This is a genomic window from Pseudomonas sp. FW305-E2 (assembly GCF_058782925.1).
On the sequence record NZ_JBYSYE010000026.1, the window covers coordinates 18748 to 43955 of the forward strand.

Here is a 25208-nt window from a genome sequence, read left to right on the forward strand (position 1 = left end):
GGCGGCCATGAGCTGAAAATTCGCAAGCAGCCACTGCGCATCACTTGGGATAGAGCGGCGGCAAGCTGCCGTTCTCGCCCGCCGGCAGCAACACCTGCTCAGCTGGCGGAATGGTACCAATCGCCCGCCACAAATCCTCCCCCTGCCAATACTGCCCGCTCTCGCTGTACAACGCCCCGTTCAAACCATCCAGCGCATCCGACAACGGCACGAAGCGCGCCGCCATCTCGGCCAGGGTTTCGGGTTGCTGCCGGGCCCAGGCATCCAGTGCCTGGCGCGTAGCCTGGGGGTCGTTGGCCTGGCATGCGCGCTTGATGTCGTCCAGCAAGGTGCGTGGGCTTGGCCCGTTCTGTGCCGTGCGCAGCACCGCTGGCCGCGAACGGGCGCGCCACCACAGGGCAAAGCCAAGCACAGTGGTCAGGGCGAACACCAGTGTGGACAGCTGCCAGGGCCACAGCAGGGTGCTGGCGCTGCTGTTGTCGCCCACCGGGGTGTCGGCGCTCAGTGCCGGGTTGTCCAGCACGTTCAGCGTGCGCGCCGGCAGGCTGCTGTGCTCCAGGTGGTCTTCGCGGGTGTTCCACCAGGCCACTTCCAGCGCCGGCAAGGCCAGCGTGCCGCTGTGAGTCGGCACCAGGGCCTCGCGCTCTTCGCGGTTGGCGGTCATGCCCCGTTCGCTGATTTCGTTGCGCAGCATCGGCTGGTCAGGGTAGCGGCGCAGGCCGATGATTTCTGTGGCCGGCAGCGGCGGCAGTTGGGTGCTGGACAAGCCTTCGGCACGCAAGGTGATGTTGCGCGTCAGCGAGTCGCCAATCTGTACCTGCTGGCTGCTGGGGTCGGGGCTCCAGTGCTCTTCCAGGGTCAGGCTGCTGGCGGGCAACCACGGCAAGCCAGCCGGCCAGGCTGCCGGAATCGGCCGTACCGTGAGGCGCAAGGGCAGCGAGCTGACTTGCACCTGGTGGCCGGCGCGGGCCGTGCCATTGGCCTGTGCTGCTTCGTCGCTGCTGGCGGCTGCCGTGGCGGTGAACGTCAGTGGCGGGATGTCGAGGGTGCCGCTTTGCTGGGCATACACCGCATAGCGGGTTTCGATCACGCCATGACGCACACCATTGATTTCCTTTTCATACGTGCGCGACTCGCCCAGCGGCTCGACCTTGGCGTTCTCCAGTTGCAGTGGGCTGAGGCTGCTGTCGTCGTACAGCGCTACCGAGTGGTAGATGCGTAGGGTCAGCACGGCTTGGGCCTGGACATAGACGTCATGGCTGTCGAGGGTCGCTTCGATGAAGACCTGAGCGTTGTCCTGGCGGCTGGCATCGGCCTGCAGCACTTGCAATTCGATGGCCTGGCTGTGTGACTGGCCCAGCCGCAGCTCGGGGATGCGCAGGCTACCGCTGCGCCGTGGCAGCAGGGTGATGATCCAGCGGGTGCTGGCGCGGGTTTCGCCGTCCAGGGTGTGCAGGCTATTCAACTGGCGCGTACCGCGGACTTCGAAGTCACCTTCCAGGGCGCGCAGGTCGGGCTTGCCGAACTGGGTGACGTCCTGGCTTTCCAGGGTCAGTTCCAGGCTTTCGCCCGCTTCCAGGCGGGTGCGGTCGACGCTGGCCTGCAGCAGCGGCTCGGCCTGGGCCAGCACGGCCCAGAGCAGGGTGAGGAGAAAGACGCCGAAGCGACTCATCGTGATTTTTCCTGATGCAATTGCTGTTCATACCAGAATTTGCGTCGCAGCAGCTCTGCCGGGTTGTCGGGGATTTCCCGCAGCCATTGCTCCAGGGCTTGGCGCTGTTCGCCGTCGAGGCTGGTCGACACCGGGCGCTGTGGCGGCTGGATGACACTGTCGTCGCCCCCGGCCTGGTTGCCGGGTGCGGCCTGGCTGTTGCTGCTGCTTTCGCCGGGTTGTTCGGGGCTGGCCTGTTGGTCGTCGCCGGGTGTGCCTTGGGCCGGGCTGCTGGCCGAGCTGCTGTTGCCTTCGGTTTCGCTGCCGGGCGTGTCTTGGGCATCGCTGCCGGGCGGTTGTTCCTCGGCCTTGGCTTCACGTTGCTGCAGCAGTTGCTGCACCAGCGCCTGGTTGTCCAGCGCGGCCTGCAGGTCGGGCTGGCGCTCCAGGGCTTGCTCGTAGGCATCCAGGGCGGCGTCCAGCTCGCCACTATGGGCCAGGGCATTGCCTCGATTGTAGTGGGCTGCTGCAGTGTCGCCTTGGGAAAATGCCTCGGCGGCCCCGGCATAGTCGCCGGCCTGGTACAGGGCCATGCCGCGCCATTGCGGGTTCTGGAAGTGACGCGCAGCGCTGGCCGGGCGGTTTTGCTCCAGCAGCTTCTGGCCTTGCTGGTCGGGGCGCAGCCACAGGTCGTTGAACTCGAAAGCCTGGCTAGGCTGCGGCAAGGCCAGCAGCAGCGGCAGGCAGAACAGCCAGCCGCGCCGGCCAGCGCAGGCGGCCAGCAGCAACAACGGAATCAGCAGCCAGTAACCTTGGTCGGCCCAGCTGTCCAGTTGCAGGGTCTGGCCGTCATTGCGCCCGCTCCGCGGGTTGTCGAACAGGCCCAGGCCACGCAGGTCGAGGTCGTCAATGCGGGCGTGCCGGTAGCGCCCGCCCGTGCCGCTGATAAAACCCTTCAGGCTGGCACTGTCCAGGCGAGGCAAGAGGATGCCGCCCTGGTCGTCTTTAAGGTATTCGCCATTGGCCTGGCGCACCGGGGCGCCTTCGCGGCTGCCGATGCCCAGCATCAGCAGGCTTGGGCCCTGGCGGCCGAGGGCCTGGGTGATGCCCTGGCGCTCGGCGGCGCTGAGTGCCGAGCCTACCAGCAGCAGGCGGCCTTGGCCGAGGCCGCTCTGGGCCAGCAGCGCCAGGCCTTTTTGCACGGCCAGGTCGGCACGCTGGCCGGGTTTTGGCATGATCGACGGGTCGATGGCCTCGAGCAAGTTGCGGGTGGTGGCCAGGTCGTCAGACAGCGGCACCAGGGTGTGCGCGGAGCCGGCATACACCACCAGCGCCGTCTGGCTGTCGCGGCGGTGTTCAAGCAGGTCGAGGATCTTGCGCCGGGCCTGTTCCAGGCGGTTGGGCGGGCTGTCCTCGGCGAGCATTTGCGGGGTCAGTTCGAGCAGGATCACCAGGGGGTCGGCCGGGCGCTGACGGCTTTCTTCCAGCCGCTGCCAGCTGGGCCCGAGCAGCGCCAGGATCACCAGTAACCAGGCGAGGCCCAGCGCCACCCACGGCAGTTTGCTGGTGCTGCCGCTGCCGCCACCCAGCAGTACACCATGGAAGGCGGGCGGCAGAATCATCTGCCAGCGCCCGGCACGCTTGCGCCGGTGCCACAGCTTGTACAGCAGCCAGCCGAGCACGGGAACCGCCAGCAGCCAGAGCGGGCGCAGCCATTGGGGCCACAAGTCGATCATCGCCGCCTCCTTAAACGCAGGCGCTTCAAGCGCTGGCGCCATTCCGGGTGCGGCTGCAGGAAGCGCGGCTTGCGCAGCAGGCGCTGCAACAGGTTGTCAGGCCACTGCACGGCTACCACCAGCAGCACGCTGAGCAGCAGCGCCAGCGCCAGGGGCCAGGCGTACAGGGCCTGGGCTGTGCGTGCCTGGGTCGGTTGCTGGGCCACGGGCTCCAGTTGGTCGAGGGTATCGCCGATAGCGTCCAGTTCGGCGCCGTCATGGGCGCGGAAGTAGGCGCCGTGGGTGATGTCGGCAATTTCCTTGAGCGCGGCTTCGTCCAGGTCCAGGCTCGGGTTGAGGCCGAGCAGGCCTGGTGTGCCACTGGCTTCGGGGTTGGCGCCGATACCGATGGTGTAGATGCGCACGCCTTCCTGGGCCGCCAGGCGGGCGGCTGTCAGCGGGTGAATCTGCCCGCCGTTGTTGGCACCGTCCGTGATCAGCACCAGCACCCGGCTTTGTGCCGGGCGTTCGCGCAGCCGTTTGACCGCCAGGCCAATGGCGTCGCCGATGGCGGTGTTCTTGCCGGCGATGCCGATCTGCGCCTCGATGAGGAAGGTGCGCACGGTGCGCCGGTCAAAGGTGAGCGGCGCCTGCAGGTAGGCCTGGCTGCCGAACAGGATCAGGCCCACACGGTCGCCTTCACGGTCTTGCAGGAAGTCGCCCATCAGCGCCTTGACCAGGTCGAGGCGGCTGATGTCCTCGTTCTTCCACTGCATGTCGGGGAAGTCCATCGACCCGGACACGTCCACCGCCACCAGCAGGTCGCGGCCGCTGGCGGCGATCGGCACCGGTTCGCCCAGCCATTGCGGGCGAGCGGCGGCGCACAGCAGCAACAGCCAGATGACGACGAACGGTGCCTGCTGGCGCCAGGTGGGCAGGTTGAGCCGTGCGCGGCGCCCGGCCAGGCCTTCCAGCTCGCTGAGGAAGCCCACCTTGAGCACCGGTTCACCGCTGTCGGCGGCGGGCAGCAGCAGGCGCGCCAGCCATGGCAACGGCAACAGGGCAAAGACCCACGGCCAGGCCAGTTCAAACATGCTTGCGGATCCAGGTTTCGACGGCTTGGCTGAGCCCGGCGATGGCCTTGTCATCGAGCTTGCACTCGGGTTTATAGGCGCCTTCTACCAGTACCATCCAGCGGGTCAGGCCGGCGGCCGGGCAGCGGTTATCCAGAAAGGCCAGCCACTGGCGGCCGTTGAGGGTGTGGCTGTTGGCGCCTGGGTAGTGGTTGCGGCACAGGCGTTTGAGCAGGGCGTTGATCTGTTGCAGCCAGGCGCCGGCCGGGGCGCCGTCATACGGGCGTGGCAGGCGGGCCAGCTCGGCCAAGGCCTCCAGGCGTACCGGGTCCAGGGGTTGTTCGGCGCGCACGATGCGGCGTTTGCCCGGGCGCCAGCGGCGCAGCCGCCACAGGCCCCAGCCCAGGAGTGGCAGGACGGCCAGCAGCAGCCACCAGCCTGGTGCGGGTGGCCACAGGCTGACCGGTGCCGGGGCAATCAGTGGGTGCAACTGGTCGAGCGGGTTCATGACGCGCTCCGGGGCCGCTGGGCGTTCAGGTACTCGCGCAGTTGCTCGATCATTTCGCTTTGCGTGCTCAGTGGCATCAGGACCACCCTCAGCTTTTGCGCCATCAGCTCCCAGCGCTCGATGCGGGCCTCGGCCTGCTGGCGGTAGGCCTGGCGCAGGTTGGCGTCGAGGGTGTCGAGCTCCAGCTGGGCGCTGCGCTGGGCGAAGCGCAGCAGGCCGGCGGCGGGCAACGCGTGGTCGAGTGGGTCGGATACCGGCAGCAACAGCAGGTCGCAATGCCGTGAGAGCATGGCCAGGTGCTGTTCTACCTGGGCGCTGAGCGAGCGCTCATCGCAGATCACGATGGCCAGGCTGCCGGGGCGCAGCACTTCGCGGGCGCGGCGCAGGGCCAGGCCGAGGCTGTCGGCCCCGGGTATGGCTTCGGTGTGCAGTGACTGGTTGACCTTTGCCAAGCGGTTGAGCAGTTGCAGCAGGCTCTGTTTGCTGCGTCGGGGCTTGATCTCGTGGTGTTCGTTGTCGCCGAACACCAAGCCGCCGATGCGGTCGTTGTGGCCCAGCGCTGCCCAGCCGAACAGCGCCGCCGCCTGGGCCGCCAGCACGGACTTGAACATCAGCCCTGAGCCGAAGAAAAGCCGTTGGCTTTGTTCGACGAGGATGAAGATCGGCCGTTCGCGTTCTTCGTGGAACAGCTTGGTGTGCGGCTCCTGGGTACGCGCAGTGACACGCCAGTCGATGTTGCGCACATCGTCGCCGGCCTGGTAAACGCGCACCTGGTCGAAGTCCACGCCGCGCCCGCGCAGCCTGGAATGGTGCAGGCCGACCAGCGGGCTGCGCTGGCCGGGCTTGGAAAACAGCTGGATTTCGCGCACGCGGTGGCGCATGTCGATCAGCTCGGCAAGGCCAATGCGGATGCCGTGTTCGGCCAGCTGCGCAGTGGGCATGGGGTCAGGCAACGGCGACGACGTCGAGGATGCGCTGGACCACGCGGTCCTGGTCGATCCCTGCCGCCTCGGCCTCGAACGAGAGGATGATGCGGTGGCGCAGGACGTCGAACAGCACGGCCTGGATGTCTTCGGGGCTGACGAAGTCGCGCCCGGCCAGCCAGGCGTGGGCACGCGCGCAGCGGTCCAGCGAGATGGAGCCACGCGGGCTGGCGCCGTAGGCGATCCAGTCGGCCAGCTCGGTGTCGAACTTGGCCGGGGTGCGGGTGGCCATGACCAGCTGCACCAGGTATTCCTCCACTGCGTCGGCCATGTACAGGCCAAGGATTTCCTTGCGCGCAGCGAAGATGGCCTGCTGGCTGACCCGGCGCTCAGGCTTGGTCTCGCCGCCCAGGGCTTCACCCCGGGCCTGCGCCAGGATACGCCGCTCTACGGCGGCGTCGGGGAAGCCGATTTTTACATGCATCAAGAAGCGGTCGAGCTGGGCTTCGGGCAGCGGGTAGGTGCCTTCCTGCTCGATCGGGTTCTGTGTGGCCATGACCAGAAACAGCGGCGACAGGTCATAGGTGCTGCGGCCCACGCTGACCTGGCGCTCGGCCATGGCTTCGAGCAGCGCCGACTGCACCTTGGCCGGTGCGCGGTTGATTTCGTCGGCCAGCACCAGGTTATGGAAGATAGGCCCCTGCTGGAACACGAAGCTGCCGGTTTCCGGGCGGTAAATCTCCGTGCCGGTGATGTCGGCCGGGAGCAGGTCGGGGGTGAACTGGATGCGATGGAACTGCGCTTCGATGCCTTCTGCGAGTTCTTTGATGGCTTTGGTCTTGGCCAGGCCCGGTGCCCCTTCGACCAGCATGTGGCCGTCGGCCAGCAGCACGATCAACAGCCGTTCGACCAGTTTCTCCTGGCCTAGGATCTGGGTAGAAAGAAAAGTGCGCAGCGCGATCAGCGCTTCACGGTGTTCCATCGGCGACGGTTCCTGGTAGGGGCCTGAGGCGGCGTGAGGCAGCAGCCTTGGCAAGGGGGGATACTTTAATCTATCCGGGGGGGCGACCACCAATGGCGGCGGGTAAATTTATCGTTGCAGCCGGGCATGCGGGCAAAGAAATGTCCCACGTATGGCTGGCCATTGCCTGATGTTCCGTGACGGCGTGCTGGCGCCTGCTTGTGCTTTTCGGACAAGCAGGAGGCACGATGATGAAAATGACCAGCGCCAGCACGCCAAACCTTACGCCGATCACCTTGCGGTTTGGCGTTTTCTTCGATGGCACCGGTAATAACCAGCACAATGCCATGACGATGGGTGATCAGGGCGACAAGGGCGGCAGCTATGGCAACGCCTTGAGCAATGTGGCCCTGTTGCATGCGTTGTATCCGGCTGATGCGGCCAATACCGACGGGCCGCAGGCGTTCTTGAAGCACTATGTGGAAGGCGTGGGCACGCTGGCGGGTGAAGCCGACCATGTCTACGCCTCGGCCACCGGGCATGGGCGCACGGGGGCCGAGGCGCGGGTTGCCGAGGCGTTGCAGGCGATGGCCGAGCAACTGCAGGCGTGGCGCCGGGCGCATCCGCAGGCAACGCTGGAAGGGGTCGAGTTCGATCTTTTCGGTTTCAGCCGGGGTGCGGCGGCGGTGCGGCATCTGGCCAACCTGCTGCACGAGGACGCGGGCGGGCTGTTATCGGTGGCGTGCGAAACCTCGATCAACTTTATCGGCCTGTTCGACACCGTGGCGGCGATCATCGCGCCCTTACAGGGTGACTTCGACCCTGCAGACGGCCGCCACGGTGGCCTGCGCCTGGGCCTGGGTGCGGGTATTGCCCGGCACGTGGTGCAACTGGTGGCCGAGGACGAGCGGCGGCATAACTTCCCGCTGGTACGCAGTGGCCACGATATCGTGCTGCCGGGTGTGCACTCGAACATTGGAGGTGGTTACCCGGAAACCACCCTGGAGCAGGTGCTGCTGTGTAAACCTCAGTCCCAGCGTGTGCCCGCAGGCATGCGTGTCGAGCAGTGCCGCGTCCATGCCAAGGTGAGCGCCTTGCTGGCTTCGGCGTTTGCCGATATGGGCGAACCCAGGCCGCGCGTGATGACCTGGGAGGAGCCGATTGCCGGTGGGCATCGGGACGAGGCGCAAAAGCAGGTCTATGCGGCGGTGTACCGGGAGCGGCAAGTGGCGGGGCACTTGTCCCGGGTGTACTTGAGCGTGATGCGGGCGTTGGCGGTGCGCGCGGGTGTGCCGTTTGCGCCGTTGGGGGCGCAGGCTGAGCATCGGCTGCCGGATGAGTTGTCGGGCATCAGCCGAAAACTGCATGCCTTTGCCTTGGGGGAAACTGGCCAGGTGGGGTTGAGCGAGGAAGAACAGCGGCTGTTGCGCGACAGATACATGCATGCGTCAGCGAACTGGAATGCACTGAAGGGTTTGCGCAACAGTGTGCTGGATGTGCTGTTCGTCAATCGGCCGGGGGTAGGCGGTCGAGTGGCGCATGCCAACCCGACGCAATGAATGACTGTCCCTGGCCTGGCAATGCTGCATCGGGCCTACAGGGCGCGCGCCAGCTGTTCAGTCGCGCGCCTTCTGGCTGAATACGTCTCCTGTGCCAGGGTCAGCAGCACCGTCAGCAACATGAACACCACCGATGCGATGAAGATCCCGTTGGGCAGGCGCTGATCGAGCATCCAGCCGAACGCTACCGGCCCGATGGCGCCACCGATGTTGAACCCGGTCGACACCAGGCCGAAGGTTTTGCCCTCGGCCCCGGGTGGCGCCGCCGCCTTGACCAGCATGTCCCGTGATGGGGCGATGACCCCCGTGAGCAAGCCAATGGCGCCCAGTACGACCACCAATGCCCAGCCCTGCAGCAGCCCCAGTGCCACCAGAGCGGTCAGCGCAGCCGCCAGCGCGAAGGCCAGCGCCGCCACCAGGCCATGGCGCCGGGTACGGTCGGCCAAAGCGCCTCCGTACAGCACGCCGGCTGCGCTGCTCAGCAGGAAAGCGGTGAGCGCGGCGTTGGCCCAGGCCAGTGTCAGGCCTTGGCCCTGGACCAGGGCGGCTACGGAGAACTTCTCGATGGCACTGGTGCTCAGGTTGAGCAGGATGAACAGCACCGTCAGCACGCCGATCATGGGGGTGAACAAACGTACGCGGCCTGTTGCTGCGGCCGGGCCTGTGTCTTGTTTGTTGGCAGGCCTGGCGACCCGGTAAACGCCACTGCCTGGTATCGATATCAGCAGTAGCGCGGCTACCCCGAATACCGCGCCCGCCGCCAGGGCTGCCCGCGTGCCGAGCGCCGCGGCGATGCCGAGAAATACGGCTGGGGTAACGGCTGAACCGAGGAAACCGGCAAAGGTATGAATAGAGAACGACCGCCCCAGGCGTGCGGGCTCGATGCCGTTGGCCAGCAGCGCATAGTCGGCCGGGTGGTACACACCATTGGCCAGGCCAGCCATGGCCATCGCCACCAGCAATACCGCATACCCGGGGCTGGCCGCCAGTAGCACGAAACTGAGGCTGCCCAGCAACAGCCCAGCCTTGAGCACTTTACGTGCGCCATAGTGATCGACGGCGTAACCCAGCGGGGCCTGTACCAGCGCGGAGACGATGTTGAACACCGCCAGGGCTACGCCCAGCTCTACGAAGCCCACGCCCAGCAGGCCGGGCAATACGGGCAGTAGCGCCGGGATCAGCATGATGTGCACGTGGCTGACGAAGTGCACGGCAGCAATTTGGATCAGCAGCTTGGGGCCAGCGTGGGGCATGTCGATACCTGTTGAACAGCGTGCGCCCCTGGCGCACGGCAAGGTGGTGGAAAGCTCGTTTAGCGGGAGGCGCCGCGCAAACCGGGCAAGCGACCGTTCAGCACAACATGGGCCAGCAGACCAATGACCAGGCCCCAGAAAGCCCCGCCAATGCCCAACAGGCTGATGTTGGCCGCCGCCGCCAGGAAGGTGATCAGTGCTGATTCGCGTGAACGGGCATCGGCCAGGGCGCTGGCCAGGCTGGCACCGATGGTGCCCAGCAGGGCAAGGCCCGCCAGGGTGGTGATAAAGGTGCCCGGCAGGGCCATGAAGACACTCGCCAGCGTGACCCCGAACACCCCGACGAGGATGTAGCAGACACCGGCAGCGATGCCCGCCACCCAGCGCTTGTCCGGGTTTTCATGGGCTTCCTTGCCGGTGCAGATGGCCGCGGTGATGGCAGCGATGTTGAACGCGTGTGAACCGAAGGGCGCCATCAGCAACGAGCCGATGCCGGTGACGGCGACAATCGGGTTGGCGCTGGTCTTGAAACCATCGTTGCGCAGCACCAGCATGCCGGGCATGTACTGGCCGGTGAGGGTGATCAGGAACAAGGGCAGGGCCACGCTGAGGGCCGCGTTGAGGGAGAAGGTGGGCGCGGTGAAAACCGGTGAGGCGAATTCCAGCCGCAACGTCGTCAGGCCCACTTGCCCCTGCAGCAACAGGTAGCCCAGGCCCAGCAGCAATATGGCGACCACGGCGTAACGGGCGGTGAAGCGTTTGAAGGCCACATAGGCTGCAATCAGCAGCCCGGCGAGGGTGGGGTCGACCGACAGGCTGGCAAAGGCACCCATGCCAAACTGCAGAAGGATGCCGGCCAGCAGGCCGGCGGCAATGCCGCCGGGCACGACGCGCACCAGGCGCTCGAAGCACCCGCTCAGCCCCAGCACCACGAAGCCGGCGGCCGACAGCAGGTAGGCACCTATGGCCTCGCTGTAGGGCACGCTGGCCAGGGCGGTGACCAGGAACGCGGCGGCTGGCGTGGACCAGGCTGTGATGACCGGCTCGCGGCTGTACCAGGACAATGCCAGGCCGCTGAGGCCGACGCCGATCGACACCGCCCAGACCCACGATGACGTCAGCTCCGGGCTCAGCCCGGCCACTTTGGCCGCCTGGAACACCAGGATGAACGTGCCGCCGTAGTTGACGATCACCGAAACGAGTCCGGCAATCACCGGGTGAAGGATGTCTGTCAGCCTGAGCGGCGTTGCAGAGCTTTGAGCAGGCGCGTCCATGGTTGCCTCTGGTAATGGTCAGATGAGGAGCGGTTTTGTGCGGCGAAGGGGTAATCCGACTGCAGCGTCATTGGCCCTTTCGCAGCCCAAGGCTGTTCCTGAAAAAAAGGCTGCCCGACAGCGACAGGTTGCCGGGCAGGTTTGTGCATCAGTTGGTCAGCGCCACCAGCAGGTTTTTCAGGTGGTTGCTGCCTTGCGCATCCAGCGGCTGCAGGGGCAGGCGTGGGGCGCCGACCTCCTGGCCGAGCATTTTCAGGCCGGCCTTGATGGTGGTCGGCAGGCCACGGCGGGTGATGTACTCCAGCAGCTCGTACTGGCGGTAGAACAACGCACGGGCTTCGGCCAGATCGCCTTGTTGTACGGCGTCCCACAGTGCCAGGTTGAGTGCAGGGATCAGGTTGGGCGCGGCGGTACACCAGCCCGTGGCGCCGGCCACCAAGGCTTCCAGGGTCAGCGGGTTGCAACCGTTGTAGAACGCCACCTGACCATCTGTAGCCGTGAACAGGCGGTGCATGCGCTGGATGTCACCGGTGCTTTCCTTGACCATGGTCACAGTGGGCACTTCGCCGAGGATACGCAGGATCAGCTCCACCGACAGGTCGGTGCCGCTGGTGCCCGGGTTGTTGTAGAGCATGATCGGAATGTCGATGGCGGCGCCGACCGCCTTGTAGTGGGCGATCACTTCGGCTTCGGTGAGCTTCCAGTAAGAGATGGGCAGCACCATCACCGCCGTAGCACCGCAGGCCTGTGCTAGGCGGGCACGCTGCACGGTGCGGGCGGTGGTCAGGTCGGAGACGCTGACCACGCTGGGTACGCGCCCGGCAATGCGTACCTGGCTGAAGCGCACCACGGTTTCCCATTCGCTGTCGGACAGGTAAGCCCCTTCGCCGGTGCTGCCCAGCGGCGCGATGGCGTGCACGCCGTCTGCAATCAGGCTATCGATGGACGTGCCCAAGGCATCCAGGTCGAGTGTGCCGTCTGCCGTGAAGGGAGTGATGGTGTAGCCGATAACGCCGCGAATTACAGGTGTAGACATGACCAGGCACCTTTGCCGTTGTTGAGGGAAGAGTACAGCTTCGATCAGCCCAGGCAGTCGCCATGGGCACGCAAGGCACGGCGCGCGTAGTAGCTGAAGGCAGCACCGTGACGTTTGGGGGTGGAAATCCAGTCGTGGGCCTCTTTGCCCAGTGCTTCGGGGATGGGGCGGATGTCACCGGCGCCCATGGCCAGCAGTTGCATCTTTGCTGCCCGCTCGAACAGCAGGGCGAGCACGCAGGCTTCCTCGATCGAACGCCCAGCGATCAGCAGGCCATGATGGGAAAGCAGGATTGCGCGCTTGTCGCCAATCGCGTTCGCGATGATTTCGCCTTCTTCGTTGCCCACCGGCACACCGGGCCATTCCTTGAGGAATGCACAGTCGTCGAACAGTGGGCACAGGTCCATGTGCGAGATGGCCAGCGGAACTTCCAGCATCGACAAGGCGGCGCTGTGCAGCGGGTGGGTGTGGATGATGCAGTTGACGTCGGGGCGGGCGCGGTACAGCCAGCTGTGGAAGCGGTTGGCCGGGTTGGCCATGCCACGGCCTTGCAGCACCGTCAGGTCTTCGTCCACCACCAGCAGGTTGGAGGCAGCGATTTCGTCGAAGCCAAGCCCCAGTTGTTGGGTGTAGTAGGTGCCAGGTTCCTGCGCACGCGCAGTGATCTGCCCGGCCAGGCCAGAGTCGTGGCCGCCGTCGAACAGGATGCGACAGGTGAGGGCGAGCTTTTGTCGTACGGTGTAGGTGTTGTCGGTCAGCGCCGTCAGCATCTGTTGCTGGGCGAGTTTGACAAGCTGGTCCTTGGGGGTGTGCATGGTGGTCGTCATGGGCGGTACCTGCAGGGGTGGAGACTAGGGATGGCTGATCGGCGCGGAGGCGACGCCAGGACACGGCGTTGATCATAATGACACAAGGTGTCATATGCAAGCGATGTGTCATCCTTGCCTCAGGGCCTCAACACATCAGTGCCAGCGCAATCTGTTATGGCGTGCATACGCAACTGGTATTACTTGCCCCGGCTTCACGCTGTTTAGCATCGAGCGGGTCTTAACCGTCGACGAGAACAACAACGTGAACCTTGGAACCCTATCCAGTCGAAGTGCCAGATACTGGCCTGAACGTCTGGCGGTAATCGACCGCCACACCCGGCTGACCTTCGCTCAGCTCGAACAGCGGGCCAACCAGCTGGCCTCGGCCTTGCTGGCACAGGGCATCGCCACGGGCGAGCATGTCGCCATCCTGGCGCCAAACCGCGCCGAACTGGTGGAAGCAGAGGTGGCTTTCTACAAGGCCGGCCTGGTCAAGGTACCGGTCAATGCGCGTCTGGCACCGGATGAAGTCATTCAGGTGCTCAACGACGCCTGCAGTGTCGCGCTGATCGCCGATGCGCAACTCGCCCAGGCGTTGCTGGACCGCAGGCAGGAGGTACCTTCATTACGCTTGATCGTGACCTTGGGTGAGCGGGGCGGTGACATCACCTATGCCGCGCTGCTGGCACAAGGCAGTAGCCAGCCAATCAGCTGCGACCTGCCTGACGACGCCCTTGCCGTTTTGCATTACACCTCTGGCAGCTCTGGTGTGCTCAAGGCTGCGATGCTCAGCGTGGGCAACCGCAAGGCGCTAATCCGCAAGAGCCTCGCCAGCCCGACCCGTCGCGCCGCCCCGGGGGACGTCATGGCTCACGTCGGCCCTATCACCCATGCCAGCGGCATGCAGCTGATGCCGCTGCTGGCGGTCGGTGCCTGCAACCTGCTGCTGGAGCGCTACGATGACCAGCTGTTGCTCGAGACCATTCAGCGCGAAGGCGTGACCCGCTTGTTCCTGGTGCCTGCCATGATCAATCGCCTGGTCAACTTCCCTGATGTCGAGCGCTACGACTTGAGCAGCTTGCGCCTGGTCATGTACGGTGCCGCGCCGATGGCACCAGCGCTGGTGAAACGGGCCATCGAGGTATTCGGGCCGATCCTGGCCCAGGGTTACGGTGCTGGCGAGACCTGCTCGCTGGTAACCGTCCTGACCGAACAGGACCATTTGTGCGAGGGCGGCGACTACCGGCGCCTGGCCTCGTGCGGACGTTGCTACTTCGAAACCGACCTGCGCGTGGTGAACGACCACTTCCAGGACGTCCAGCCGGGAGAGGTGGGCGAAATCGTAGTCAAGGGCCCGGACATCATGCAGGGCTACTGGCGCGCCCCCCACCTCACCGCCGAGGTGATGCGCGACGGCTACTACCTGACTGGCGACCTGGCCACGGTGGATGAGCAGGGGTATGTGTTCATCGTCGACCGCAAGAAAGAAATGATCATTTCCGGTGGCTTCAACATTTACCCCAGCGAGGTCGAGCAGGTGCTCTACAGCATGCCGCAGGTGTTCGAGGCGGCGGTGGTGGGGGTGCCTGACGAGCAGTGGGGCGAAGCGGTGCGGGCGGTGATCGTGCTCAAGCCGGGCATGGCGCTGCAGGAGCAGGACGTCATCGAACATTGCGCCCAGGCCCTGGCCGGTTTCAAGAAACCACGTGCCGTGGACTTCGTCAGCGAGCTGCCGAAAAACCCCAACGGCAAGGTGGTGCGCCGGTTGATCCGTGACGCCTACTGGCAAAACAGCGAACGCCGTATCTGACACGAGGAACGACCATGTATCAGCCAAGCGAAAAGGCCCAGCAGATCATCGAGGCCATCAGTGGCTTCGTTCGCAACGAAATCCTGCCCCTGGAACAGCAAGCCGGTCTCAGTTGGGCAGAGCCGCACCCGCGGGCGGTGCTGCAGCAGGTATGGCAGCGCTCGTGCGAGCAGGGCTTCTACAACATCATGCTGCCCGAGGCGATAGGTGGCGCCGGGTTGAGCGTGTCAGACCTGTGTGCGGTCAAGGAAGCCACGGTGCTCACTGGCTCGATGCTGGCGCCGCACATTCTCGGTGAGCTTTCCGGACCGCCCCGTATCGGCCATCTGTTCAAGGTGGCGAGCCCGACCCAGATCGAGGCGTTCCTGCAGCCGGTGTGCCGTGCCGAAAAGGCCGTGTGCTTCGCCCTGACTGAAAGCGAAGCCGGCTCTGATGCAACGGCGATCAAGACCTCCGCACGGCGGGAAGGTGAACACTATGTGCTCAATGGCGCCAAGCGCTACATTTCAGGGGCGCCCTATGCCGACATCGCCGTGCTGCTTGCGGTGACGGATCCCGGGCGCGGTGCCCAGGGGATTTCGGCGTTCTTCGTCGACCTGAGCGCATCGGGGGTAAGGGTTGAAAGCGATTATTCGGTCATGTCCGGCGGTGGTGCGCATGGCGACATCATTCTTGAGGACGTACGGGTGCCGGCGGCCAACCGCATTGGTGAGCAAGGGCAGGGCTTCAAGTTGGCGATGGGGCGCATCACCCTCAACCGCCTGCTGCATTGCCCCACCTTGCTGGGGCTGGCCGGCCTGGCACTGAACCTCTCGATCGACTATGCCCGCACGCGCAAGCAGTTCGGCCAGCCTATCGCCATGTTCCAGTCGATCAACCACATGATCGCCGACATGGCCACCGAGCTGCATGCTGCACGCAGCATGGTCTACGCCACGGCAGCGGTGAATGACGCCGGTGGCAATATCCGCACCCAGGCCCCGATGTGCAAGCTGTTCGTTTCGGAGACGGCCTTCCGCATCGCCGATCGCGCCGTGCAGATACACGGCGGTGCCGGGCTGCTGCGTGGCAACCCGGTGGAGTGGATATTCCGTGCGACACGTATGATGCGCATTCTCACGGGAACCAGCGAGATCCAGCGCAACACCATCGCCAAGGGCGTGCTCATGCCTGAGCAATGACGCGGTATGCCCGGCCCGTGGCGGCCGGGCTCTCCAGACAAGAACAATAACGAGAGATCATCATGACTCATACTGACACCCCCGCGCGTGCAGGCACGGCCTGGATGATTGCGGTACTGCTGGCGCTGTTGATGCTGGTGAACTTCCTGGACAAGGTGGTCATTGGCCTGGTGGCGGTGCCGATGTCCAGGGAACTGGGCTTGTCCCCTGCCGAGTTCGGCCTGGTAGGGGGCGCACTGCACTGGTTCTTCGCCATCTCGGCGGTGATAGGCGGCTTCATGGCCAATCGCCGGCCAACCCGCACCCTGCTGCTGGGGATGGGCGCGTTCTGGGCGCTTATCCAGTTGCCCATGTTGTTCGTCAGCTCGCTGTGGGCGATCGTCGCCTGCCGGGTGCTGCTGGGTATTGGCGAGGGACCGGCCTCACCGGTGGCTACACATGCCTTGTACAAGTGGTTCCCCAACGACCGTCGCAACCTTCCCGTGGCGCTGTTGCATACCGGCAGTGCGCTGGGGCTGTTGGTAGCGGGTGCCATGATCCCATGGATCAGTGTGCACTACGGCTGGCGCATGAACTTCATCGTGCTGGCGGTGATCGGGGCGGTGTGGTGTGTGCTGTGGTGGTGGCTGGGCAGCGAGGGCAACCTCGACCGCATTCGCCCGGGCCAGCGTGAAGAAGGGCAGGCCCCTGTTCCCTATCGTCGGCTGCTCGGTGACCGCACGGTACTGGGCAACTACTTGTGCCACTTCGCCGCCAACTGGTCCCTGGCGTTGACCCTGACCTGGGTACCGAGCTACCTGGAAACCGGGCTGGGGATCGACCCGATCATGACCGGCCAGGTGTTCGTTCTGTTCGTGGTGGTTACCACGCCGCTGAGCCTGTTCATGGCCTGGCTGTCACAGCGAATGATGCGTGCCGGGGTTGCCACGCGCTGGTCGCGCGGTGCGTTCGTTTCAGTGTGCCTGATCGCCAGCGGGCTGCTGTCAGCGGCGTTGTTTCTGCCCGGTCTGAGCAACGTCGAGCGGATCGTCAGCCTCACCTTCAGCGGCGGGCTGGCGCTGGTGATGTACTCCGTGGGGCCTGCCATGCTGGCGGAGTTCACGCCCAGCGGGCAGCGCGGCGGCATTCTGGCGATCGGCAACGGTATCGCCTCGTTGGCCGGGCTGTCGGCACCGGTGGTCACCGGTTTGCTGGTGCAGGGCGCCGGGGCCGGGCACACGGCAGGGTTTGGCCAGGGATTTCTGGTGTGCGGCGCGGTGCTGGTGATTGCCGGGCTGATCGGGCTGGCCTGGATGGACCCGCAGAAAACCCGGCAACGTCTGGTGCAGGTGGGCACGGCTGCGCCAGCCCAAGCGTGATGTGCACAGCGCTCAGAGGCTCTGCTCCGCCAGGGCCTCGCGCTCGATCAAGGTTCCTTTCCAGCGCTCGTTGCGCACCGCATCCACCAGCAGTGCGCGCACCAGATCGCGCATGCAGGCGGCGGCGAACGACAGCGGCTTGTGCTGCGAGTGGGCCAAGGCGATGGTGCGGGTGATGCGCGGTTCCACTATCAGCCGCGCGCTGGCAGGCGCGGCCAAATCCAGCAGCGGCGGCCAGTTACTGATGGTGGCCGCCAGGCCAGCACGGACCAGGCTGGTGATACCGGGGGCGGACTGCTGTTCGTAGCTGGAGTCCAGGGTCACACCGGTCTCCATGGCAGCCTGCTCGATGCGCCTGCGCAAGTGCAGGCTACGGGGTGGCATTACCAGGCGGCTCGCTGCGGCTTCAGCCAAGGTGATGGGCGACTCGTCAGGACCGTGCCCAGGCAGGCCGACCCAGTACAGGTCTTCGGAAAACACGGGCTCGGCGACCACATGGACAAGTTCTTCGGCGTTGGGCACTACGCCGAAATCCACCTTGCCCAGCTCGATCGCCTGGCCACCTTCGCGGCTCAGGCCATCCCATACGGTGAGCTTGATCCCCGGGAAGCGTGCCTGGGCCTGGGTAATGATGGCCGGCAACAACAGTGCCGAGGCCGTGGCGGGAATCGAGATGGCCACGTGCCCCTTGGGGTTGCCGCGGCTGGACTTCAGCTCATCCTTCACCGAATCGAGTTGCTGCACGACCGATCGGGCCACCTCGTACAACTGCCGCCCGGCATCGGTCAGTTCGATACCGTCATGCTGGCGCGCCAGCAGTTGCATTTCCAGTTCGCTCTCCAGCAGGCCTATCTGTCTGCTCAAGGCCGGTTGGGCGATGAACGCCTGGCGTGCGGCATTGGAAAAACTGCCGGCTTCGACAATGGCGATCAAATAACGCAGCTGTTTCAAAGTCATTGTGGTTCTCAGGCTATGCCGAAGTGATATGGCAACCATCGGGAGACGCTATTTGTTCAGCCCCGGTGGCCTACTTAGTATCGGTAAGCAGCAAAACGAGGATAACAGAAACGTTCGAATAATTACCCAAGCCCTTGCCTGCAGGCCTTTGCGCCGTACTTAAGCATTAACTCGCAATTCACTCTCTAATAAACACAATAAGAGGTTAAGAGTGATGGCATCTCGTATTTTCGGTCGCTCGGGACCGTTGTCGGTACTTGCCTCATCAGTACTTTTTTCTGCGTCTGCCTGTGCCGCTCAGTTTCACTGGGGTGAACTTGAGGGGCAATTCGACTCGGCGCTTTCCTTTGGTACCAGCCTTGCGACTGCCAACCCTGACCCGGCCCTGCACAACAGCGCCAACAGCGATGACGGCCGCCTGAACTTTGCCTCTGGCGATGTGTTTTCAGCGGTGTTCAAAGGCACCCATGACCTGGAGCTCAAGCACGATAACCTGGGGGTGTTCCTTCGCGGTACCTACTGGTACGACACGGCCCTGCGTGATCACGATCAGCGCTTCAAGCAGGTCGATGACAATAACCGCAAGCGTTCGGCCAAGACCGCAGGTAGCCAGCTGCTCGATGCCTTCGGTTACTACCTGTATGACATCGACGGCCAGCCGGGCTCGCTCAGGTTGGGCAAGCAGGTGGTCAACTGGGGTGAGAGCACCTTCATCCAGGGCGGACTGAACGTCATCAACCCCTTCAACCTGGCGGCCTTGCGCCGCCCCGGCTCGGAAGTGAAGGACGCGCTGGTGCCGGTGAACCTGTTCTACTTCACCCAGAACCTTACCGAAGCGCTGTCGGTCGACGGTTTCTATCAGCTGGACTGGGAACAGACCCAGCTCGACAACTGCGGCACGTTCTTTTCGAACAACGACTTTTTGCCCGATGGGTGTGATGGCCTGGACGTGGGCGCCAAATTGCTCGGCAACCCCACAGCCGTGACCGGGCTTGCGCCGTTCGGTGTGAACCTCACCCGCGAAGGCGTGCGCATACCTCGCGGCAGCGACCAGGATGCCCGCAACAGCGGGCAGTGGGGCGTTTCGCTGCGCTGGTACGTGGCGGCGCTGGACACCGAGTTTGGTGCTTACGCGGCGAACTACCACAGCCGCACGCCTTACCTGGGTACGGTCAGCAGCCCGTATTTCGACAACCGCCGTTTCGCCCCGCAGTTGTGCGCCAACCTCGCTATCGGGCTTGCAGACTGTGCCGCTTTTCTGGGTTCCAGCGCAGGCCAGTCGCTGGTCGGCGCGCTACGCCTGGGCACCTCGCAGTACCGGGTGCAATACCCCGAGGACATTCGCCTCTACGGCCTTTCGTTCTCCACTACCCTGCGCACCGGCACGGCGCTGCAGGGGGAGCTGAGCTACCGGCCGAACATGCCCATGCAGCTCAACGGTACCGACATCATCCAGTCGTTGTTGAACGTCGATGGCCGCTCGCCCTTGCTGGGTGACGGCCTGCGGCCAGACAGCGCCAGTACGCTGTTCGACGGCTACCGCCGTAAAGAGATGACCCAGTTGCAGGTAACCGCTGTTCACGCTTTCAGCCAGGTGATGGGGGCCAACCAGTTGCTGTTGATAGGCGAGGCTGGCGCCACCTACGTGGGCGGTCTGGAGGGCGCCTATGGCCCCCGTTACGGGCGCTCGGGCACGTTCAACAGCGGCGAACTGGCGGACAACAGCGTGTGCGTGGCCATTTCCAAAACCCCTGAGCATTGCAACGACGAAGGCTTCATGACCCCGTTTTCCTGGGGCTACCGGCTGCGTGCCACCTGGGCCTACCCCAACGTGATTGCCGGTTTCGACCTGCGGCCGAACCTGTCCTGGGCACATGACGTGCACGGCACCGGCCCGGTGGAGGGGTCGGCGTTCAGCGAAGGCTCCAGGGCCATCAGTGTCGGGTTGGATGCGACGCTCGCCAGCACCTACAGCCTGAGTGTGTCGTACACCGACTTTATCGACGGCGACTATGGCACCCGCGGCGACCGGGACTTCATCTCGCTGAGCCTGGGCGTCACTTTCTGAGGGCATGACAATGAAAATGCGTATGGTGATGATCGGCCTGTTCTGGGCGAGTGGCACGCTGGCAGCAGCCGGCCTGCCCGACAACCTGACCCCGGTGGGAGCCGAGCGTGCTGCCAGCCCCGACGGGCGCATCCCGGCCTGGCAAGGTGGGTTGAGTACAGCCCAGCAACGCCTGGGCGACAACGGCACGCCGCTGGATCCGTTTGCCGATGAGCAGCCTCTGTACCGGATCACGGCCGCCAACTACCGGCAGTACCGAGGTCAGCTTACCGACGGCCAGGTGGCCTTGCTCAAACGCTTCCCAGCCAGCCTCAGCTTGCCGGTGTATCCCACCCACCGCAGTGTTGCGGTACCCGACGCGGTCGCGGCATCGGCCGCCCGCAACGCCGAGCAGGCGCAGCTGGATGACCAGGGCAACGGTGTGCGAGGTTTCACTGGCGTCATCGCCTTTCCGCGGCCAACCAACGGCCTGGAGGTGATCTGGAACCACCTGACCCGGCATCGCAACGAGAGCTACAGCCTGAGCTCCGACAGCGTCACGCCGCTGAAGAATGGCCGCTTCGTGCTGATGAGCGCGCGTCAGGAAGTGGCCCGGCCTGAAGGCTTGGCCAGCCTGGGGGCGGGCAATGTACTTTATTACTTCACCTACCGCATGACGGCGCCCTCGCGGCTTGCCGGCGATGCGATGGTGGTGCATGAGACACTGGACCAGGTCGCCGAGCCGCGCTTGTCCTGGGTGTACAGTGCCAGCCAGCGCCGGGTACGGCGGGCGCCGAACATCGCCTATGACACCACCGGCCCAGGCACCGCCGGCCTGCGGACCGCCGACAGCCGCGACATGTTCAATGGCGCGCCAGACCGGTACGACTGGAAGCTGCTGGGCAAGCAGACGCTGCACGTGCCCTACAACAGCTACCGCTTGGCATCGCCTGAGCTGCGCTATGCGGACCTGATCAAGCCAGGTCACATCGACCCGGCACCAACCCGCTACGAACTGCACCGGGTATGGGTCGTGGAGGCGACGTTGAAGCCCGGGGCGCAGCATATCTACGCCAAGCGCCGGTTCTACCTGGATGAAGACACCTGGGCCATTCTCGAAACAGACAGCTACGACGCACGTGGCGAGCTGTGGCGCACCTCACAGGCCCATGGTTTCTTTCACCCCGGCGGCCAGGTGGCGGTCAACGCCATGGAGGTCACCTACGACCTCAAGAGTGGCCGCTACCATGCATCGGGCTTGATCAACGAGCAGCGTCGGCCCTTTGCCTTCAATGTGCGCACCAGCCTTTCGTACTTCTCGCCCGGCGCCCTGCGCAGCTTTGGTGTGCGCTGATGGGCGTGCCTGAACCACGGCCTGACTGGTCGCGGCGGCTGTTGGGCCAGGGTGAAGCGCCTGATCCGCGCTTCACCCTGGCCAACGAACGTACTTTCCTGGCCTGGATTCGCACCGCGCTGGCGCTGCTGGGTGGCGCTATCGCCATTGAAACCTTCGCCGGCCACGTCCTCGAGACACCCCTGCGGCTGTGGCTGGTCGCTGGCCTGATGCTGCTGAGCGCATTGCTGAGCGCGGGCGCCTGCCTGCGCTGGCTGCGGGTAGAGCGGGCATTGCGTCATCGACGTCCATTGCCGTTGCCGGCACTGGTGCCCTTGTTGGCGCTGGGCTGCCTGGTCGCTGTACTGCTGGCAGGTCTCGTCCTGTGGCCACGCTGGCATGGGTGATCCGGGCCTGCAGGCAGAACGCACCGAGTTGGCCTGGCGGCGCACTGTGCTGGCGCTGATGGCGGTGGCGGGGTTGGCCTGTCGTCAGGGCGATGTGTACGTGCTGGCATTGGCGGGCGTGGCCGCGCTGGCGCTGCTGACCCGCCAGGGGCGGCGTTACGAACGGGGCCTGGCGATGTTGCAGGCCGAACGCGGCCAGCCTGCGCCGTGGGGAGTGCTGGCACTGGGTAGCGTGGTGTGGCTCATGGCATTGGCAGGCTTGTGCCGGTTGGCGAAGGGCGGCTGAGCGCAGTGCCGGCGCCGCCCGCTGCCGCTCAGGGCGTGACGATATTGAAGCGTGAATCAGCCTCTTCCAGCCCGCCCATGAATTGCAGGAACTTTACCCGCTCGCCTTTGATGTCGATTGCCCCTGCTGTGGCTTCCTTGAGAAAGCCTGTCTGCTTCAAGGCAATGCTGTCCAGCGTCTGCTTGCGCATGGTCACCTCTACATCGGCCTTGGCGTGGCGCGCCAGGTCGCGGTGGGTGAGGACGCCGTTGCGCAGGGTGAGCGCGTAGTCTTCGCCCAGGTCGGAAAACCGCCAGTTGATGGTCAGGTCGCTATCGGCAGCCTTGTAGGCATTCACCCGCACGCCCAGGTAGTCGAAAAACAGGCTGGGTGTCAGGGCCCGCACCATGTCATCGGCGTTGCCGCCGCTACCCGCACCGGTGGCAACGCCTGAGCGCAATTCCTGCGCGCCACTGAGGTAGGCATTGCGCCAGGTGGCGTTCTCACTCTGGTAACCCAGTTGCTCCAGCGCGTCGGCCTGCAGTTCGCGGGCCTCGGTGTTGTCTGGCTCGGCGAATACCAGGTGGTTGACCAATTGCGCCACCCAGCGATAGTCGCCCTCGGCGAAGGCCTGGCGGGCCTGGGTCAGCACCTGATCGGCACCTCCCATCGCCGCCACGTAACGCTTGCCGGCCGCTTGCGGTGGCAATGGGTCGAGGTTGGCCGGGTTGCCGTCGTAGAACCCCATATAGCGTTGATAGACGGCCCTGACGTTATGGCTGAGCGAGCCGTAGTAGTCGCGGCTGTACCATTTGCTTGCCAGGCGCGGCGGCAGGCTGGCCAGGGTCTGGGCAATTTCCATGGGCGTCTGGCCCTGATTGATCAGGCGCAAGGTCTGGCTGTCGATGAAGGCATACATATCGCGCTGGTCGGCCAGGTAGTCGCGGATGGCCGCACCACCCCAAGTGGGCCAGTGATGCTGGGCGAACACCACCTCGGCCTGGTCGCCATAGTGCGCCAGCGATTGGTCCAGGTAATGGGCCCACACTTTCGGATCGCGCACCAGGGCCCCGCGCAGCGTCAGTACGTTGTGCTGCACATGGGTGGCGTTCTCGGCCATGCACAGTGCCCTGAGCGCCGGGAAATAAATGTTCATTTCCGCCGGCGCCTCGGTGCCCGGGGTCAGCTGGAATTCCACCTCCACGCCGCTGAGGGTCATGCGTTGCAGCGGTTGGCTGATTTCGAGCGTCGGCGCGATGAGGCTGACAGTGGCATTGGCCGGCACGCCCTTGCCCAGTCCGGCATCCACCTGGCCTCGCGGCCCACGGGGCAGGGGGGCGCCGTACATGTACTGGGCGCGGCGTTTCATGGCCGGTCCGGCCAGCACGTTTTCGCCGATGGCATGTTCGAAGAACCCCTCGGGCGCGATGATCTGGACTTTGCCAGCCTTGACGTCCGCCTCGTTGATCACCCCGCGAACGCCGCCGAAATGGTCGACGTGCGGGTGGGTGTAGATCACCGTGGTCACCGGCTTGCGCGGGCGGTGCTTGAAGTACAGTTCGAGGCCCGCCTTGGCAGTCTCCACGGCAAGCAGCGGGTCAAGCACAATCAGCCCGTCCTTCCCTTCGACGATGGTCATGTTGGCCAGGTCCAGACCGCGAAGCTGGTAGATGCCCTCGGTGACCTTGAACAGCCCGGCGATGTTGTTCAACTGAGCGATGCGCCACAAGCTCGGGTTTACCGTGGCAGGGGATTGCGCCGGTTCCAGAAAAGCATACTGGGCCAGGTTCCACACGGTCTTGCCATCGGCTGTCGCGACTGGCCCGTCAAACCGCTCGACCAGCCCACGCCGGGCTGTTTCGTAATCGACGCGATCCTCGAAAGGCAACCGTTGCAGCCACTGCTGGTTGCTGGCCAGGGTGGCCGCGGTGGCATCCTTGGCCGCTGTTGCGGCCAGGCTCGGAAGGGGGGCCAGCAGGGCAAGCGCCAGCATCGACAGTGAAAAGCGCATGGGATTTCCTTGTTGTTCTTGAGGCAGAACACTCTAGGGGAGGGGCTTGCGCACCAGCCAATACCAGAGCGGCATGGCCGCTATCGCGTTTCCTGATGGCTTCAGGCGGGGGGGAGCGTGAGGATCTGTTCGACCAGCCAGGCCAGGGCGGGGTCGTGCTGACGGTGGCTCAGGTGTACCAGTTCCAGTTCGAAAGGCTCCAGGGCAAAAGGCAGTTCGTGCACCGCCAAGGGCAGCAGATACGCGAACTGCTGGGCCAGTTGCCGCGGCAGCACCACACACATGTCGGTGGCTGCGGCCAGATGGGCGGCCTGCAGGTAGTTGGGCGTGGTATAGGCGATTTGCCGGGTCAGGCCTTGCTCGGCCAGCCACTGGTCGACCATGCCCCGGGTCTGGCCGCCGTGCACCCAGATGTGCCGCAAACCCAGGAACGCGTCGAGGTCCAGTGCCTGGCCCGGCACCAGGTGCGGGTGCTGCTGGCGCAGCGCGATCTGCAGGGTTTCACGGCGCCAGGGGTGGCGGGTGAAGCGCGCCGGCACCTCGTCGAAACGGCCCAGTACCAGGTCGAGGTCGCCCCGGTCCAGCGCCTCGGCCGGCAGGTTGGGGGCCAGGTGCACCACGTCGATGCGCACGTTGGGTGCCAGTAGCTCCAGCCGCGCCAGGAGTGGCGGCATGCACAGCTGTTCGACGAAATCGGTGAGGGCGATGCGCAACTGGCGATGGCTGCGCTGAGGCTCGAAGCCATCGCCGGTGCCCAACGTCTGCTCGATCTGCTGTAACGCCGCACGTATTGGCCCCTCCAGTGCCAAGGCCCGTGGCGTCGGGCGCATGCGCCGGCCCACGCGGACCAGCAGCGGGTCGCCCAGCTGGTCACGCAGGCGCGCCAGGGCATTGCTCACGGTCGGCTGGGTGAGGGCCAGACGCTCGGCTGCCCGCGATACGTTCTGTTCACGCAGCAACATGTCGAAGACGCGCAGCAGGTTCAGGTCGAAGTTCGAAATATTCATGCTGAAAATATATGGCATACGAAATGGAAATTTCAAAAATACCTTCAGCCTGCTTAGGGTGATCACAGTC

Annotated in this window: 21 protein-coding genes; 8 read left to right on the forward strand and 13 right to left on the reverse strand. The window is 65.0% G+C overall.

Annotated features, from left to right (window positions below; all coding sequences use genetic code 11):
* Window positions 1-40 precede the first annotated feature (40 nt).
* Genes AC3WLP_RS18400 through AC3WLP_RS18425 form a run of 6 tightly spaced genes read right to left on the reverse strand, consistent with a single transcriptional unit; the run spans window position 41 to window position 6852 of the window.
* Window positions 41-1672 carry a BatD family protein gene (locus AC3WLP_RS18400; RefSeq protein ID WP_014754011.1) on the reverse strand — a complete coding sequence of 544 codons (1632 nt, stop codon included), beginning with the start codon at window positions 1670-1672 and terminating at the stop codon, window positions 41-43.
* Complete coding sequence (locus AC3WLP_RS18405) at window positions 1669-3387, reverse strand: tetratricopeptide repeat protein (RefSeq protein WP_003247238.1); 1719 nt, start codon at window positions 3385-3387, stop codon at window positions 1669-1671. The genes AC3WLP_RS18400 and AC3WLP_RS18405 overlap by 4 nt, the downstream gene beginning before the upstream one ends.
* The gene (locus AC3WLP_RS18410; RefSeq protein ID WP_012053232.1) at window positions 3384-4460 is read right to left on the reverse strand and encodes a vWA domain-containing protein; all 1077 of its coding nucleotides are present in this window, start codon (window positions 4458-4460) and stop codon (window positions 3384-3386) included. Before AC3WLP_RS18410 ends, AC3WLP_RS18405 begins: the two co-directional genes overlap by 4 nt.
* The gene (locus AC3WLP_RS18415) at window positions 4453-4947 is read right to left on the reverse strand and encodes a DUF4381 domain-containing protein (protein WP_003247240.1); all 495 of its coding nucleotides are present in this window, start codon (window positions 4945-4947) and stop codon (window positions 4453-4455) included. Before AC3WLP_RS18415 ends, AC3WLP_RS18410 begins: the two co-directional genes overlap by 8 nt.
* Window positions 4944-5888 (reverse strand): DUF58 domain-containing protein, encoded by a 945-nt coding sequence (locus tag AC3WLP_RS18420; protein WP_004577431.1) that lies wholly within the window; start codon window positions 5886-5888, stop codon window positions 4944-4946. The genes AC3WLP_RS18415 and AC3WLP_RS18420 overlap by 4 nt, the downstream gene beginning before the upstream one ends.
* A 4-nt stretch (window positions 5889-5892) precedes the next feature.
* Entirely contained in the window at window positions 5893-6852 is a 960-nt protein-coding gene (locus AC3WLP_RS18425) for an AAA family ATPase (protein ID WP_003247242.1), read from the reverse strand.
* 227 nt (window positions 6853-7079) lie between these two features.
* On the opposite strand from AC3WLP_RS18425, the gene AC3WLP_RS18430 reads away from it, so the two are divergent.
* The gene (locus AC3WLP_RS18430; RefSeq protein WP_088513115.1) at window positions 7080-8390 is read left to right on the forward strand and encodes a phospholipase effector Tle1 domain-containing protein; all 1311 of its coding nucleotides are present in this window, start codon (window positions 7080-7082) and stop codon (window positions 8388-8390) included.
* A gap of 35 nt (window positions 8391-8425) precedes the next feature.
* Here the strand turns inward: AC3WLP_RS18430 and AC3WLP_RS18435 are convergent, their stop codons facing one another.
* The 4 genes from AC3WLP_RS18435 to AC3WLP_RS18450 form a co-directional block, all read right to left on the reverse strand.
* The gene (locus tag AC3WLP_RS18435; RefSeq protein ID WP_014754009.1) at window positions 8426-9643 is read right to left on the reverse strand and encodes an MFS transporter; all 1218 of its coding nucleotides are present in this window, start codon (window positions 9641-9643) and stop codon (window positions 8426-8428) included.
* A 59-nt stretch (window positions 9644-9702) separates the two neighbouring features.
* Window positions 9703-10917 (reverse strand): benzoate/H(+) symporter BenE family transporter, encoded by a 1215-nt coding sequence (locus AC3WLP_RS18440; protein ID WP_014754008.1) that lies wholly within the window; start codon window positions 10915-10917, stop codon window positions 9703-9705.
* A gap of 148 nt (window positions 10918-11065) precedes the next feature.
* Window positions 11066-11953 (reverse strand): dihydrodipicolinate synthase family protein, encoded by an 888-nt coding sequence (locus AC3WLP_RS18445; protein WP_088513116.1) that lies wholly within the window; start codon window positions 11951-11953, stop codon window positions 11066-11068.
* 44 nt (window positions 11954-11997) lie between these two features.
* Window positions 11998-12780 (reverse strand): aldolase, encoded by a 783-nt coding sequence (locus AC3WLP_RS18450; protein ID WP_004577435.1) that lies wholly within the window; start codon window positions 12778-12780, stop codon window positions 11998-12000.
* A 244-nt stretch (window positions 12781-13024) separates the two neighbouring features.
* Between AC3WLP_RS18450 and AC3WLP_RS18455 the strand changes: the two genes are divergently transcribed.
* The 3 genes from AC3WLP_RS18455 to AC3WLP_RS18465 all read left to right on the forward strand — a co-directional run bounded on the left by AC3WLP_RS18455 (window position 13025) and on the right by AC3WLP_RS18465 (window position 17111).
* Entirely contained in the window at window positions 13025-14572 is a 1548-nt protein-coding gene (locus AC3WLP_RS18455; protein WP_012053225.1) for an AMP-binding protein, read from the forward strand.
* Between the two features lie 14 nt (window positions 14573-14586).
* Entirely contained in the window at window positions 14587-15753 is a 1167-nt protein-coding gene (locus AC3WLP_RS18460; RefSeq protein WP_003247251.1) for an acyl-CoA dehydrogenase family protein, read from the forward strand.
* A 104-nt stretch (window positions 15754-15857) separates the two neighbouring features.
* Complete coding sequence (locus AC3WLP_RS18465) at window positions 15858-17111, forward strand: MFS transporter (protein WP_014754005.1); 1254 nt, start codon at window positions 15858-15860, stop codon at window positions 17109-17111.
* Between the two features lie 12 nt (window positions 17112-17123).
* On the opposite strand, the gene AC3WLP_RS18470 is transcribed toward AC3WLP_RS18465, so the two are convergent.
* Window positions 17124-18068 (reverse strand): LysR family transcriptional regulator, encoded by a 945-nt coding sequence (locus AC3WLP_RS18470; protein ID WP_014754004.1) that lies wholly within the window; start codon window positions 18066-18068, stop codon window positions 17124-17126.
* Window positions 18069-18282: 214 nt separating this feature from the next.
* Between AC3WLP_RS18470 and AC3WLP_RS18475 the strand changes: the two genes are divergently transcribed.
* The 4 genes from AC3WLP_RS18475 to AC3WLP_RS18490 are packed head-to-tail and all read left to right on the forward strand — an operon-like array spanning window position 18283 to window position 22141.
* A complete protein-coding gene (locus AC3WLP_RS18475; protein ID WP_017147820.1) occupies window positions 18283-20136 on the forward strand; it encodes a DUF1302 domain-containing protein in 1854 nt (617 codons plus the stop codon).
* Between the two features lie 22 nt (window positions 20137-20158).
* The gene (locus AC3WLP_RS18480; RefSeq protein ID WP_017147819.1) at window positions 20159-21469 is read left to right on the forward strand and encodes a DUF1329 domain-containing protein; all 1311 of its coding nucleotides are present in this window, start codon (window positions 20159-20161) and stop codon (window positions 21467-21469) included.
* Window positions 21469-21855, forward strand: coding sequence for a YidH family protein (locus AC3WLP_RS18485; protein ID WP_003247256.1), 387 nt, complete (start codon window positions 21469-21471; stop codon window positions 21853-21855). Before AC3WLP_RS18480 ends, AC3WLP_RS18485 begins: the two co-directional genes overlap by 1 nt.
* Window positions 21848-22141, forward strand: a complete 294-nt coding sequence (locus AC3WLP_RS18490; RefSeq protein ID WP_014754000.1) for a DUF202 domain-containing protein — start codon at window positions 21848-21850, stop codon at window positions 22139-22141. The genes AC3WLP_RS18485 and AC3WLP_RS18490 overlap by 8 nt, the downstream gene beginning before the upstream one ends.
* 28 nt (window positions 22142-22169) lie before the next feature.
* On the opposite strand, the gene AC3WLP_RS18495 is transcribed toward AC3WLP_RS18490, so the two are convergent.
* Both AC3WLP_RS18495 and AC3WLP_RS18500 read right to left on the reverse strand, forming a co-directional pair.
* Window positions 22170-24131: an alkyl/aryl-sulfatase gene (locus AC3WLP_RS18495; protein ID WP_088513117.1), complete on the reverse strand. Its 1962-nt coding sequence runs from the start codon at window positions 24129-24131 to the stop codon at window positions 22170-22172.
* A 101-nt stretch (window positions 24132-24232) separates the two neighbouring features.
* Window positions 24233-25156 (reverse strand): LysR family transcriptional regulator, encoded by a 924-nt coding sequence (locus tag AC3WLP_RS18500; RefSeq protein WP_088513118.1) that lies wholly within the window; start codon window positions 25154-25156, stop codon window positions 24233-24235.
* Between the last annotated feature and the right edge of the window lie 52 nt (window positions 25157-25208).